The organism is Gordonia sp. SGD-V-85, assembly GCF_001456905.1.
GTDB lineage: Bacteria > Actinomycetota > Actinomycetes > Mycobacteriales > Mycobacteriaceae > Gordonia > Gordonia hongkongensis.
In genome coordinates this window covers 103887-117574 of sequence record NZ_LNQO01000016.1, presented here as the reverse complement: position 1 = coordinate 117574, position 13688 = coordinate 103887, and the positions used below count along the sequence as shown (strand labels likewise).

Here is a 13688-nt window from a genome sequence, read left to right as displayed (position 1 = left end):
GACAACTACGGCACCCACAAACATCCCGAAGTCCTGCGATGGTTGGAGCGGCACAAACGTTTTCACTTCCATTTCACCCCGACCTCGTCGTCGTGGCTCAACCAGGTCGAACGCTGGTTTCGGGAGTTGACCGACAAGAACATCCGCCGTGGGATCTTCGCCAGCGTGCCCGACCTCATCGAGAGCATCGAGGAATACCTCAACGCCCACAACGACAACCCGACACCATATGTCTGGACCGCAACCTCCAGGTCGATCCTGGCCAAGGTCGCCCGCGCCCGCGCCGCACTCGAACAAGGAGTTAGCTAAAACCGAGACACACCACTAGTTCCGTCCGCCTCAGACCGCCCAGCGGTCCGCCAGCTCGTCCAACCATCCCGGCACCGCATCGGAATTCGCGGGCGGTGACTCCACCAGCACCAGTTCGTCGACGCCGAGAGCGTCGAGACCGGCGCGGTCCGTGGGAGCCGGATTCCGCAGCGCGACAGCGATGTCGAGATCAGAACGGTCCCGTCCGCTCTCCTGGCAGAACCGGTCGATCGTGCGGATCCGATCAGCCACCGCGTCGATCCGCCACCTACTCGTTCCTCCCGCAGCTGGTACGAGCAATGCGGGAGGAACTGCCCGACGTCGAGGTCAGCGTGCGCGGCGAAATGCTTGCGCCGGCGCAGGTCGACGCGCTGACGTCGGGGGAGATCGACATCGGACTCCTGCGCCCGCCGGAGAACTCCCCGGGGCTGCACGTTGAGACGGTGCGGAGGGACCGACTGTTCGTGGCGTTGCTGGCGGACCACCGACTTGCCGCCGATCTCACCTCGCCGATCGACGCGGGCCGCCTGCGAGACAGCGATTTCATCACGCACACCGGCGGTGGGAAGTCCGTCATGAACGGCGTGGTCGCCGCGGTGTGCGCACGGGCCGGGTTCGTCCCGCAGGCCAGGCACGAGGTAGAGGGGACCTCCACCCTGGTGACCCTCGTCGCTGCGGGCGTCGGCGTAGCGGTGGTCCCTGAACCCACTGCGGCACTCGGCATCGCCGGCGTCGTCTACCGCCCGCTGTCCGACGTCGGCGAGATCGATCTCGTCGTCGCATGTGATGCCGCGAACCGCACCCCGCCGGTCGATCACGCACTTCGCGTTCTGCGTGCCATTGCCTGAGTGGCGTCCGGCAGGGGAGTAACCTTGGCGCCAGTTGTGCGTGGACGTCAACGCAACGAGTCGCCACTGACGGTCGGACCGCCGCAACTGTCGCCGCCGCCATCCTGTATCCGGACCTGCTGGTCGGCCTCTGCTTCGAGCTGAGGATCACTGCCGGGTCCGGGTAGGGTCACTGCTGGTTCTCACCGTTTGTGATCTCGCATGAGGCTCTGAGTCTGTTCCTCGGAGAGTGCAGGTGGGGTAATCATGTCGATGGGCTTCCTGGAGTCGCTGCGGATGCCGTCGACCAGAACTTGGAGAGTTCTGCGCCAGAGTTCGGGGTGGGTGTCACCCCCGAGACCGCGAACCGCCTGTACAGCGACGAGCAGGATCGGAAAGTCACTGGGCGCGAAGCTGTCTCGAAGCCACCCTGCGCGCTTGGCGTCAGCGACCAACCCGTCGACGACGGCGATGAGTCGGGCCAGTGCATCGGCGCGGGGTTCGAAGTCGCCGGCGGTGGAGAGAAGCAACTGTCGCAGGCCCTTGTTGGCGGCCAGCAACTCGTTACAACGGACCAGGAGTTCGACGAGGGCCTCGGTCGGGCCGGATCGATCCTTCGCCGCTTCCGCGATTTCAGCCACCTCGTGGACCTTGTCCTCGAACAACGCGGTGATCAGACCGTGTTTGTCCCCGAAGCGTCGATAGACCGTTCCCACGCCGACCCCGGCCCGGTCGGCGACATCGGCCATCGTCACTTCCAGTCCGCGCTCCGCGAATGCCGCTGCTGCTGCGGTGGAGATCTTCTCGACATTGCGGGCGGCGTCGCGTCGCAGTGGAGCGTGGTCCCGCTCCGCCTCGCCAGCTGTCATGGTCGTCACATCCTCTCGTAACGGAATGACATGTTCCGTTTCGCGGTCTAGGGTAGTCGATGAATAAACGGAATTAATGATTCCGCTTCCTGGATGAGAGGAACCCGTGATGACAACGAAGACAGTGGACTTGGCGGCGAGTTCACCACCCGACACACGTCGCCGATGGGCGATCCTTGTCGTGCTGGCAACGGCGCAATTGATGGTTGTGCTCGACGCCACGATCGTGAACATCGCGCTCCCGGCCGCCCAGTACGACCTCGGGTTCGGCGACGAGTCGAGACAGTGGATCATCACCGCGTACTCCCTGACCTTCGGTGGCCTCCTGTTGCTCGGCGGGCGAATCAACGATCTCTTCGGACGCAAACAGTCGTTCGTGATCGGCCTCGCCGGTTTTGCTGCCGCCTCAGCGCTGGGCGGCTGGAGCCCCTCGTTCGAGGTACTCGTCGCTGCACGTGCTCTCCAGGGCGTGTTCGGTGCGCTGTTGGCGCCGGCGGCACTGTCCCTGCTGACCGTGACCTTCGCCGGAAGTGCCGACCGAGGCCGCGCCTTCGGGATCTACGGCGCGATCTCCGGAGCCGGTGGCGCCATCGGCTTGCTGCTCGGTGGAGTACTCACCGAGTACGTGTCCTGGAACTGGTGCCTCTACGTCAACGTTGCGTTCGCGGTTGTCGCGTTGGTTGGAGCGCTGTGGCTTGTCCCGTCTCACCGCACCGGGAGCGGCGGCTCCGGGCTTGACTGGCCGGGCACGATTCTCGTCACCGCGGGCCTCTTCTCGCTCGTGTACGGCCTTTCGAATTCCGAGGTCAACGGCTGGTCCGACACCTGGACGGTCACCTTCATCGTGGTCGGTATCGCCCTGCTCGCCGCGTTCGTCGTCGTCGAGACGCGTGTCGAGCACCCGTTGCTGCCGATGCGGGTGGTCCTCGATCGTGTTCGCGGCACCTCGTACCTGGTGATGTTGATCTGTGCGATCGGCATGTTCGCGGTGTTCCTGTTCTTGACGTACTACCTGCAGTCCACGCTCGGTTACAGCCCCGTCATCACCGGAGTCGCATTCCTCCCCATGGTTGGCGCCCTCGCTGTCACGGGCGCCGTGGTCGGTGCCGCTCTCATCACCCGGATCAGTCCAAAGATTCTGGTCGCAACGGGCATGGGCCTGGCCGGTGTCGGCATGATGGTCCTCACCAGGATCCAGGCGGACAGTGACTACGTCTCCGGCGTCCTTCCCGGCCTGATCATCACAGGAGTTGGTCTGGGTGTCGTCTTTGCCACCGCGATGAGCTTCTCCACCATCGGAGTGCAGGCCGAGGATGCCGGTGTCGCATCGGCCATGGTCAACACCGCCCAGCAGATCGGTGGCTCGATCGGTATCTCGCTCCTGTCGAGTTTTGCGGCGACGGCCGCGACGAACTACATCAACGACAACACCCCCGGATCCGTGGCGACATCTGGTCCGATTCCGGAGGCCGCCGTGCACGCGATGAAGCAGGGCGCGGAACTCGCCAGCTTCCACACCGCATTCTGGTGGGCTGCCGGCTTCTTCTTCGTCGGCGCGGCACTCGCAGCCGTTCTGTATCCACGGGCCATCCCGCGCACGGATCCGGATGCCGCTCCGGCGATTGCCCACTGATCGAGCCGATCTCGCAACACGCCCGGTGCCCAGACCCGCGGAATGGGCACCGGGCGATCAAAACCACTTACACCGAATCAGCGACAGTCCCAAGTTCGGCTCCTCCTGGGCTCTTGCAACTCGGGTGCGGCCGACGCCGGCGAGATCTTCGCGACCATCGACGCCGTCGGGGACGGCCACGACCGTGACTGGTTCGACGCCTGGCACGGACTCGGCCGGAGGCTCGTCGCCGAAGCGGACGCGAGCGCCGCGGCGGATCATTCCCACAGCGCCGCCTTCACCTATCTCCGTGCGGCCACGTACCTCTCGCAGGCGTTCGACGCACTCGACGGCATCGCCGACGACGAGCGTATGCCGGTGTTCGCCGAACATCGGGCCGCATGGGAGAAATTCGTCGACCACGGTCCGTTCGTCGCGCAACGACTGTCGATCCCGTACGAGGACACCGTGTTACCCGGCTGGTACCTTTCCCCGACCGACGCCGGCGATGCACCCCGGCCCACCCTGGTCATGGTGAACGGCAGCGATGGGTCGGTCTCGGCGCAGTGGTCGGCAGCGGCACACGGTGCGCTCGAGCGCGGCTACCGTGTCGTGATGTTCGACGGACCAGGGCAACAGTCGATGCTCTTCGAGCACGGGACGTACTTCCGGCCCGACTGGGAGGCCGTGCTGACGCCGGTCACCGAAGTCGTCGTCGGACTCGGTGGTGTCGACGCCCGGCGCCTCGCCGTCTACGGCATCAGCCAGGCCGGTTACTGGGTTCCGCGCGCGATCGCCTTCGAACATCGTCATGCCGCCGCGATCGCCGATCCCGGCGTGGTGAAGGTCGATACGTCGTGGCTGGAAAATGTTGGTACGTCGCTGGCGAAGAAACTCGAGGAGGGCAAGGATCACGACTTCGATCAGATGATGGCCATCGGCATGAAGCTGAGCAAGTCGACCAAGAAGCTGTGGGATTGGCGGGCGCGCCCGTACGGCGAGGCCGGTTACGCGGAGACGATGAGAGCCGTTGCCGAGTATACGCTGACACCCGAAGTCGCGGAGCAGATCCGGACGCCGATGTTGATCACCTCACCGGAAGACGAACAGTTCTGGCCCGGTCAGTCGGCACAGCTCGCCGAGATGTCGGGCGCGGCAACCGAACTGGTCGAGTTCACCGCTGCCGAAGGTGCGAGCTGGCACTGCCAGCCAATGGCACGGGCGCTCACCGACAGTCGCATTTTTGACTGGCTCGACGAGACCCTCGCCTCGGCGGCGAACTCCTAGAGTGCGGGATTCGTACCGGAAACCGCTACGAATCCCGCACCCTGCCTGGGGGGCGAAAGCCCGTGTCAGCTCAGCAGCAGCCATCCGAATCGGAGGCCGAGCGCCGTAACACCGAGGACCCCGGTCGCGATCAGCCAGCGGCGCGCTAGGCGTTCTGCACGCACGTGATCGTCACCGGGCCGTAGGTAGACGAAGGCCGCCGTCATCGCGCACAGGGCAGCGGCGGCCCCGACGACGATCACCAGCGTCAGCATCAACACACCACCCATCATGCCGATGAATTCGCAAACCGTGCCGTCGGCTGCGCAAGGTCGTGATCGCACAATGGTCGGCGCGGGGTGATTTCGACAAGCTCAACCAGCGGAGGTGCACAGTCGACGCAAACCGACGCACAGTCGACGAACGAATTCGGCGCTGCGGCTTCATCCGAAGTCGCAGCGCCGAGTCGAGATCATCGACGACGGGGGGATCAGTCGACTTCCTCGCCCACCCACTTCGCGAGCAGGTGGTGCATGTGGCGGATCTTGAGTTCCTGGTACGCCGCCATCGGCAGGTACTTCTGAGTGGTGGTCTTCAGGCCGCGGTGCACCTTCGGCATGTTGTACGCGTCCTGGTCGAACACGCGGGCCGAGCTGCCGAGGACCGTGGCGTCGATCCAGGTCTGTTCGGGCGTCAGCCACTGCACCTTCGCGGCCGGCGGACGCGGCCCGGTGAACGGCGCCAGCAGGTAGACGTCCATGATCGACGTGTTGTGGTCGTCGCCGTTCGGCCGGAACCGGTAGACGATGCGCTGGTAAGCACCCCACGGATGGAAGTTCGGGAACACCGTGTAGTAGATGCTGTCGAGTGACTCGGCGTCGGACATGTTGTCCGCCTTCACATCACCGATGACCTCGCGGAGCCCCTCGCGGGCGAGCAGGCCGGACATCTCGCGCGCGGTGACACCGTCGGGCAGGGTGACCATCGGGTCCTCGTCGATGCGCGCATCCACCATCGAGTCGAACATCTCCTGCTCGCTCGGGGTGAACTTGATGTGCGGGCTGGGCACGCCGTTGGCGGTGATCCCGCGGTTGAAGTTGCCCCACGAGTCGTACTGGCTGTTCGAATCCCCCGTTCCCACAACACGTTGCGGGTGGGTGGTGATGACGTGGAAGGCCTCCGAGAACGCCTCCTGGGCGATCTTCCAGTTCGCGTCGATGACCTTCGCGACGTGCGCCTGGATGTAGCGATCCTCCAGCGGCCAGGCCTCGAAGTGCTTGCCCAGGTCGCCGAGGAAGCTGGCAAGCGACTCCGACTGCGGGTCCATGTTGATGAAGACGAAGCCGCCCCAGGTGTCGACCTTGACCTGCGGAAGGTTCATTGCATCCTTGTCGACGTGGGGGAAATCCCATTCGCACGTCATGGATTTCAGCGATCCGTCCAGGTTCCAGCAGAAGCCGTGGAACGGACAACGCAGGTCGTTGCCCGCGGGACCGCTCTCCTCGCGGAGCATCCGGCCGCGGTGCAGGCACGAGTTGTAGAACGCGCGGATGGACATGTCCTTGCCGCGCACGACGAGGATCGACTTGTCGCAGATCTCATAGATGTGCGTGTCGCCGGGCTCGGGGATCTCCTCTTTACGACACGCCATCTGCCAGACCTTGTACCACATACGATCTCGCTCGAGCTCGTGATACTTGCGGCTGATGTACCGCGAGACCGGGATGAAGTTCTGATCCTCGTAGAGGTCGTGGGTCTCCTCCCGCAGGACCTGCGGGACCGGGTGGGTGTCGGTGTCGAGCAGTCGCTGGTAGCTGGCGACGTAGTCGGCCTGCTCGTCGTCGGATGCCGACGATCCGGGGGTGCGTGTGTCGATCTCGGTCACAATTTGCCTCCTTCGGCCAGGCGATTGCTGCGGGCTTCGTCGGCGAGTCGGTCCGCCTGCATCTTCTCCAGGAGCTTGGCAGCGCCCATGAAGCGACGGTTCTGGGTGATGGGGACGGGCTCGCGCGGACCGAGACCGACCCAGCGGGCCATCTCCGGGTCAACGGATTTCACTTCGCCGTGCAGATACCGGCCTTCGGGGTCGAAGGTGCCGGTCTTGCCGTCCTTGGTGGTCACGAGGACGTTGAAGTCCTCGTCGAATTCGTAGATGGCTCGACTCATCGGATGCTGGATCTGACGCATCGGGTTCTCCTCGGTGGGGCTGGCGCGCCTCTTACTTGGCAGCGTATTCACTAACTGTAGCACCGAGAGTGAGCGGCAACACATCGAACTGTATTCGCTGTAAAAAAAGTTCAGATGGAGCGGGCTGCCCACCGGAGCGAGTTGGCGATCAGGGACCGATAGTCCGGGTGGGCGAGAGTGGCCGCGGTATCGCCGGGCTGGAGGTAGACCAGGCGGGATGCACCGTTGGTGCGACACCAGCCGACCAGCGACGATCCCTCGGCGTGCTGCCACCCCTCCCGTTCATCCCGCCGCCCGGACATGGCCAGTGCGGTGGAGAAGTGCACGTCGTCGGTCATCGGTGCGTTCGTCCGCAGCAACGGCGTCACGGAGTCCTCGAACACCTCGCAGAGATAGGTCTCGTCGACGAGGTCGAGATGTGCCGGCAGGTCCGCGGTCACCGGGTGGGTGCTGTCCTCGATGGTGATCCGCTGCTCCACCGCATGCCGATAGCCGGAGTCGGGGCGCGGTGCCCCGCGCACGGTTCCGGGCTGGTACAGGTAGCGGCCGCCGACGAACTCCGACCACTCGTCCCAGTTGGCCCAGCTCGCGATCGCATGATGCAGGACGACGTATCCGTGCCCCGTCTCGCGGGCCGCGCGCAGACAGTCCCGCAACGACTCCGGCGGGTCGTACGGTTCGGGCAGGGTGCCCGGCATGTCGTAGTGAAGGGACACGTCGTGGTCGGCGAGGTCGTCGGGCCCGATCGCGGCGTCGGGATGTTCGCGCCAGGTGACCTCACCGGGAAGGGCGTCGAGGAGATCGGCGAAGGCGGCTCGGTCGAAGGAGTGGCCGCCGGTGATCGCGAGGATGCGCATGTTCGAGTCCAACCTGCATCGGAGTAACTGTTTCGGAATTAAAGTTACTCGACGGGCTCGGCTCGGGTCAGCGGCCTTCGATCATCTTGGTGCAGACGTCGGTCGTCGCGGTGCGCAGACTGGGTACCGGGATGTCCGACAGCGGCCCACCCTCGATACGCAGGGGTTGGATGGCGATGGTCATCGCGATCATCGTCCGGACCCGGAGGGTGCGCGCCGCGTGCTGTGCGGTGGCCGCACGCCGGTTGGGCGGGTCCTCACCGGCCGGGAAGTAGTCGAACGCACGTCGGATGTGCCGTTCCTCGTACTCCTTCGTCAGCAGCCGGGTCCCGGGGGTCGCGCCGCCGGCCATCTGCAGGAACAGCATGCGGGCGGAATTGGGGTGCTCGGCGGTCCAGTCCCAGACCGCGGCGACGACGTCCTTGAACGAGTCCGCGCTCGCGGACACATCGTCCGGTCGAGCCGACTGCGCCGCGGCCGAACTCGCGTCCATCGCATAGCCGAGTGCGCTCTCGAAGAGCTCCTCTTTGCTGGCGAAGTGATAGTAGACCGCGGTCGGGACCATTCCCGCCTCGGTGGCGATCTCCTGGATGGAGGCCTCCGCGAACCCCTTTCGCGAGAACACGCGAACCGCGGCCTTCACGATGAGATGCCGCCGCGACGGACGGTGCGCGGTCGTGCCGTTGCCTGCGCCCGATCCGTTCTGGACCGGTGAGTCCGGCGGTGCGCCCTCGGCGCCGGCCTCGTGTTCCATCGGCGAGATGTCGGGTGCGGCGTCAGGATCGACGTCCTCCTGTGGGCCGCTGCCCGCCCCCGGGTCCGCGGCCGCCAGTGCGATGTCGTCGGCAGCCGGGGTCGAATCCCAGCCGAGCCAGTCGGCGTCCGACTCCGACATGCCGTCGGCCGGCCGGGCGTTGTCTCGCCTCGATCTCGCCATACGTCCTCCTCGCCGTGCTCCCCGTTCCGATCCGCCGTGGCGCAGACCTCCCGGTTCCGTTCACGGCGTGCCATCAGGATGGCACAGCCCGTGGCAGCCCCCGATGCTGTCATGATCTATCGCATGGCGGGCAAGAATCCCTCAGGACGAAGCACTTCCGGCCGACGCAACGCCGGGCGCGCGTCGGCGAGCGCTCCGAGTGGCGGCAGCGGCGCGAAGCGGGCCGCGCACCGGCCGTCTCGACGCGACGTCGTCGTCGAGGCGGCGATGCACCTGTACTCGATGCGGTCGATCGAGGACGTCACCGTCGCCGACATCGCCGCTGAGGCGCAGATGACCTCGGCGGCAGTGTATTACCACTATCCCTCCAAGGAGGAGGTACTCCTCGGCGGACTGCGGATCTTCGCCGATCAGATGCTCACCCAACTGCGCACGGAGATCGACGCCGATCCCGACGCCTCGCTCGGCGACGTGATCATCTCGGTTCTCGAGTGGACCGACGCCCACCGGGCGGCGTCGCTGGTCTACTTCGTGCGGTCGCCCGGATGGAGTCTGTCGATCGAGGCGCTGCGCCGGGAGGTGCGTCTGGAGATGCTCGCGATCTTCTCCGCCGAGTTGCGGGCGCGGGACCGCATCGCGTCCAAGGCCAAGCAGGCCGCTGCGGCAACGGCACTGTCCAGCCTCCTCGAGGTGTCCGCGTCGTCGTGGCTCACCGAGGACGTCGTCCTCGCGAACCTGGGGCGCCGGCGCTTCTCCGACGAAGTGCGTGAGCTCGCCGCCGACATCGCCAGCGTGTGATGTGACACCCTCGAACCTATAGCTTCGACGTCTGATCGTTCACCTGAGCAGGCGGTTCGCGATAGTATCTTTATAGAGAACCTAGTTTGTGGTTCACTGGAGCCGTGCCCAACCAGACTCGTGCGCGCTCGATCGATCTCGACAACCCGTTCGCGCCGCTGGCCGGACTGTGCGAACTCGTGCTCATCCGCCACGGCGAGCAGGCGCTGAGCAAGGAGCTCAGCGCAGCTGAGACCGTCGATCCGCCTCTGTCCGGCCTCGGGCAGCGACAGGTGCGCGCCGTGGCCGACCGGCTCGCCACCCACACCGTTGATGTCGTCTACAGTTCGCCGCTGCGCCGGGCCCTCGACACCGGCCGGGCCATCGCCGCCCATCACGGTCTGGAACCGATCGTCCGCGACACCCTGACCGAGTACGAGCCGTGGCAGTCCTTCCCGGCCGACGAATCGCCGTTCGAGACCCTTCCGCACGACGAGATATCCCGGATCTTCCGCGAACACATCAGGACCCGCAGCTACGAACCGTTCCCGTACGCCGAGGACCCGGTGGCCTTCCGTGCGCGAGTGCTCGGCGAGATCGGCCGGATCGTCGACGCGCACCTCGGCGAGCGCGTGGTGGTCACCTGCCACAGCGGGGTGATCAATGCCGTGCTCGCCGACGCGCTCGGAAGCGGTTTCGACATGCCGGTCCGCGTTCACCACACGTCGGTCAACGTGTTGCGCGGTGCGGACACCCGCCGTGCGGTGCAGTCCGTCAACGACTTCACACACGTGCTCGACTTCCAGACCTCCGTCGGCGCGATGAACCTCTAGTCCGACCCCGCCAGAACAACCAGCCCCGAACCGCCAGCACGACCGAAAGAAGAAGGACCCGACATGGATCTCGACCTCACCGGAAAGCGCGCCCTCATCAGCGGCGCGAGCAAGGGGATCGGCCTCGCCATCGCCAAGACGCTCCTCGCCGAGGGTGCATCGGTGGGCATCTGCGCCCGCGGCGAAGCCCAACTCAAGACCGTCGCCGACGAGCTGTCCGAGTCCGGCACGGTGTTCTGGAAGTCCGTCGATGTCGGCGACTCCGCGGCTGTGACGTCCTTCGTCGACGACGCGGCCGAGTCGCTCGGCGGGATCGACATCGTCATCGTGAACGCATCGGCCATGACCGGCAAGGGGCGCGAGGCGTGGGAGAACAGCTTCAACGTCGATCTGATGAGCCTGGTCGGCTTCATCGAGGCGGCCACACCGCACCTGGAGAAGAGCTCGGCCGCGTCGGTCGTCACGATCAGTACGACATCGGCCATCGAGGCCGGCCCGATCACCACCGCCAACAGCTATGGCGCGCTCAAAGCCGCCGTGTTGCAACACTCCTCGGCGCAGGCACGTGTCTTGGGAGCCAAGGGGATTCGCGTCAACGCGGTGTCGCCCGGTCCGGTCTACTTCGAAGGCGGACCCTGGGACACCATCAAGGAGCAGCGCCCGCAACTCTATGACGCGGCGCTGTCGTCCGCCGCGCTGGGCAAGCTGGCCGCCGCCCAGGATGTCGCCAACGCGGTGACCTTCCTGGCGTCGCCCGCCGCCGGTCACATCACGGGCACCAACCTGGTCGTCGACGGCGGCTTCACCAACCGATTCGACTTCTGAGATGAGCGCGGACTCCACCGAGACCGCCGACGTCGTCGTCCTCGGCGGCGGTTCGGGCGGATACTCGTGTGCTCTGCGCGCCGCGCAGCTCGGCATGTCGGTCGTCCTGGTGGAGTCCGGCAAGCTCGGCGGTACCTGCCTGCACAACGGTTGTATCCCCACCAAGGCGCTGCTGCATGCCGCGGAGATCGTCGACTCCGTGCGCTCTGCGGCCGATTTCGGAATCAAGGCCTCGCTCGACGGTGTCGACATCACCGCGGTGCACGCGTACAAGCAGAAGGTCGTCGACGGTCTGTACCGCGGCCTCGAGGGACTGATCGCCTCGCGGGCGATCCGCGTGGTGCGTGGTCACGGCCGCGTCGTCGGGGACCGAACGGTCGCAGTCGATCTCGCGGACGGGGGGACCTCGCGACACCGGGGTGAGGCCCTTGTCCTTGCCACCGGATCGCAGTCGCGGACCCTGCCGGGCATCGATATCGGCGGTCCGATCATGACCAGCGACCGTGCGCTGGAGCTGGATTCGATCCCGAGGTCGGCGATCGTCCTGGGCGGCGGCGTGATCGGTTGCGAGTTCGCCAGTCTGTGGGCGTCGCTCGGCGTCGAGGTCACCACCGTGGAGGCGGCACCACGACTGGTCCCGACTGAGGACGAGTGGTCGTCGAAGCAGTTGACCCGAGCGTTCCGCAAGCGCGGCATCACCATTCGGACTGCGGCCATGCTGTCCGCCGCGCGCGTGACCGATGCCGGGGTCGCCGTCGATCTCGCCGGCGAGTCGGAACCGTTGCACGCCGACATCCTGCTGGTGGCGGTAGGGCGTGGTCCGCGGACGTCCGGTCTCGGGCTCGAGGAGGCGGGCATCCGACTCGACCGCGGGTTCGTCGAGGTCGACGATGCGCTGCAGACCACTGTGCCGGGGGTCTACGCGGTCGGTGACATCGTGCCGGGTCCGCAGCTCGCCCATCGCGGCTTCGCTAACGGTATCTTCGTGGCCGAGCAACTGGCCGGCCTCGATTGTGTGCCGGTCGCCGACAGCGGGATTCCACGTGTCACCTACTCCCACCCCGAGGTTGCGTCGATCGGGTTGACCGAGGCCGAAGCCGTCGACCGGTACGGGGACGTCACCACCGCCGTCTACGACCTGGGTGGCAACGGCAAGAGCCGCATCCTCCAGACGTCGGGTGGGGTGAAGCTTGTTCGCGCCGGGTCCGACGGACCCGTCGTGGGAATCCATCTCGTCGGTGATCGGGTCGGTGAGCTCATCGGTGAGGCACAGCTGATCTACAACTGGGAGGCGACCGCCGACGACGTCGCGAACCTGGTGCACGCGCATCCGACCCAGGCCGAGGCGCTCGGCGAAGCCCACCTCGCGCTGGCGGGCAAACCCCTGCACGCACACGCCTGAGATCTCGAGGAGCGACATGTCCGGACCCGCCGGCCGCCTTGACGCGGTCGTCATCTGCGGTGGGCAATGGCACGACTTCGACTACGCGAGACTGCAGATCCTCACGCTGCTGGCCGATCACGAAGTGGTGCGAACGCGAGTCTTCGACGACTACGCGGGTGCGATCCCGGCCATCGACGACGCGGATCTGCTGATCACCTACACGTGCAACCGGATTCCGGACGAGGCCGCGCAGCGGTCGCTCACCGAGTTCCTCGCACGCGGCGGTCGATGGCTGGCGTTGCACGCCACCAACTCCGCGATCGAGCCGACGCCACCGGGGTCGCCGAGCAAGTACGTCACCCCACGCACCATGGGCGTGCTGCCGCAGCTGGTAGGTAGCCAGTTCCTGGGTCATCCGCCGATCGCGCCGTACCGGGTCGAGATCACGGACCCCGACCATCCGCTTGTCGACGGTGTCGAGGCCTTCGACGCCGTCGACGAGCTCTACGTCAGCGAACTCTTCGAGCCGATAGAGGTTCTCGCGCACACCCGGTTTGTCGGCGAGTCAACGGGTTTCGCGGAGGGACACACCACCTCCGACGATCCGCTGCCGGTGCTCTATCTCAAGAGACATGACGCCGGAACCGTCTGCTACTTCACGCTCGGGCACTGCCGCGGCCGGTTCGATGTCCAAGACCTGGGTATCGACGATCTCGGACGGGTCGACCGGGGGAGCTGGGAGGTGCCGGAGTACCGGACCATCCTCGGCCGCTGCGTGGCGTGGGCGGTACGCGGGACGTTCTGAGGTTCAGAGCATTCCCCAGTGCCCCGTTTCGTGACCGGCAGACTTCAACTCGACTCCTAGACCTCGATCGAAGTCCATCGGTCGAGTTGAGGTCTGCCGGTCACGGGCCCGACCAACCCTCCGCTCCCTGAGGAGCGCCCGGAGCTTGCGGAGGGCGCGTCCAACCCTCCGCTCCCTGAGGAGCGCCCGGAGCTTGCGGA

General features: G+C 66.1%; 15 protein-coding genes and 1 pseudogene. 9 read left to right on the top strand and 7 right to left on the bottom strand.

All coding sequences use genetic code 11. The features are described from left to right. On the top strand, nt 1-309 hold a 309-nt coding region (locus AS181_RS17775), incomplete at its 5' end, for a transposase (protein ID WP_175404353.1). A 30-nt stretch (nt 310-339) separates the two neighbouring features. On the opposite strand, the gene AS181_RS17770 is transcribed toward AS181_RS17775, so the two are convergent. Then, nucleotides 340-561, bottom strand: a complete 222-nt coding sequence (locus tag AS181_RS17770) for a hypothetical protein (protein ID WP_058252865.1) — start codon at nt 559-561, stop codon at nt 340-342. A gap of 8 nt (nt 562-569) precedes the next feature. On the opposite strand from AS181_RS17770, the pseudogene AS181_RS17765 reads away from it, so the two are divergent. After that, nucleotides 570-1157 (top strand): annotated as a pseudogene (locus AS181_RS17765) (LysR family substrate-binding domain-containing protein); the annotation flags it as partial. Between the two features lie 182 nt (nt 1158-1339). Here the strand turns inward: AS181_RS17765 and AS181_RS17760 are convergent. Beyond that, nucleotides 1340-2005, bottom strand: coding sequence for a TetR/AcrR family transcriptional regulator (locus tag AS181_RS17760; protein WP_068972143.1), 666 nt, complete (start codon nt 2003-2005; stop codon nt 1340-1342). 109 nt (nt 2006-2114) lie between these two features. Here AS181_RS17760 and AS181_RS17755 point away from each other — a divergent pair, with 109 nt between their 5' ends. After that, nucleotides 2115-3638: an MFS transporter gene (locus tag AS181_RS17755; RefSeq protein ID WP_058252862.1), complete on the top strand. Its 1524-nt coding sequence runs from the start codon at nt 2115-2117 to the stop codon at nt 3636-3638. A 42-nt stretch (nt 3639-3680) separates the two neighbouring features. Then, nucleotides 3681-4904, top strand: a complete 1224-nt coding sequence (locus tag AS181_RS17750; RefSeq protein ID WP_058252861.1) for an alpha/beta hydrolase family protein — start codon at nt 3681-3683, stop codon at nt 4902-4904. 65 nt (nt 4905-4969) lie between these two features. Here the strand turns inward: AS181_RS17750 and AS181_RS17745 are convergent, their stop codons facing one another. The 5 genes from AS181_RS17745 to AS181_RS17725 form a co-directional block, all read right to left on the bottom strand. Beyond that, nucleotides 4970-5158 carry a hypothetical protein gene (locus tag AS181_RS17745; RefSeq protein ID WP_223259029.1) on the bottom strand — a complete coding sequence of 63 codons (189 nt, stop codon included), beginning with the start codon at nt 5156-5158 and terminating at the stop codon, nt 4970-4972. Between the two features lie 215 nt (nt 5159-5373). After that, nucleotides 5374-6768 (bottom strand): aromatic ring-hydroxylating oxygenase subunit alpha, encoded by a 1395-nt coding sequence (locus tag AS181_RS17740; RefSeq protein WP_058252859.1) that lies wholly within the window; start codon nt 6766-6768, stop codon nt 5374-5376. Next, nucleotides 6765-7070 (bottom strand): hypothetical protein, encoded by a 306-nt coding sequence (locus tag AS181_RS17735; RefSeq protein WP_058252858.1) that lies wholly within the window; start codon nt 7068-7070, stop codon nt 6765-6767. Before AS181_RS17735 ends, AS181_RS17740 begins: the two co-directional genes overlap by 4 nt. Nucleotides 7071-7180: 110 nt before the next feature. After that, the gene (locus tag AS181_RS17730; protein WP_058252857.1) at nt 7181-7927 is read right to left on the bottom strand and encodes a ThuA domain-containing protein; all 747 of its coding nucleotides are present in this window, start codon (nt 7925-7927) and stop codon (nt 7181-7183) included. Between the two features lie 67 nt (nt 7928-7994). Continuing rightward, entirely contained in the window at nt 7995-8864 is an 870-nt protein-coding gene (locus AS181_RS17725; protein WP_058252856.1) for a TetR/AcrR family transcriptional regulator, read from the bottom strand. Nucleotides 8865-8954: 90 nt separating this feature from the next. On the opposite strand from AS181_RS17725, the gene AS181_RS17720 reads away from it, so the two are divergent. The 5 genes from AS181_RS17720 to AS181_RS17700 all read left to right on the top strand — a co-directional run bounded on the left by AS181_RS17720 (nt 8955) and on the right by AS181_RS17700 (nt 13488). Continuing rightward, nucleotides 8955-9662: a TetR/AcrR family transcriptional regulator gene (locus AS181_RS17720; RefSeq protein WP_231742527.1), complete on the top strand. Its 708-nt coding sequence runs from the start codon at nt 8955-8957 to the stop codon at nt 9660-9662. A gap of 104 nt (nt 9663-9766) precedes the next feature. After that, a complete protein-coding gene (locus AS181_RS17715; protein WP_058252854.1) occupies nt 9767-10474 on the top strand; it encodes a histidine phosphatase family protein in 708 nt (235 codons plus the stop codon). Between the two features lie 63 nt (nt 10475-10537). Next, on the top strand, nt 10538-11299 hold the full coding sequence (locus AS181_RS17710) for an SDR family NAD(P)-dependent oxidoreductase (protein WP_058252853.1): 762 nt from the start codon (nt 10538-10540) through the stop codon (nt 11297-11299). A 1-nt stretch (nt 11300) separates the two neighbouring features. Next, nucleotides 11301-12701, top strand: a complete 1401-nt coding sequence (lpdA, locus tag AS181_RS17705; protein WP_058252852.1) for a dihydrolipoyl dehydrogenase — start codon at nt 11301-11303, stop codon at nt 12699-12701. A 16-nt stretch (nt 12702-12717) separates the two neighbouring features. Beyond that, a complete protein-coding gene (locus AS181_RS17700; RefSeq protein ID WP_058252851.1) occupies nt 12718-13488 on the top strand; it encodes a ThuA domain-containing protein in 771 nt (256 codons plus the stop codon). The last annotated feature ends 200 nt before the right edge of the window (nt 13489-13688 follow it).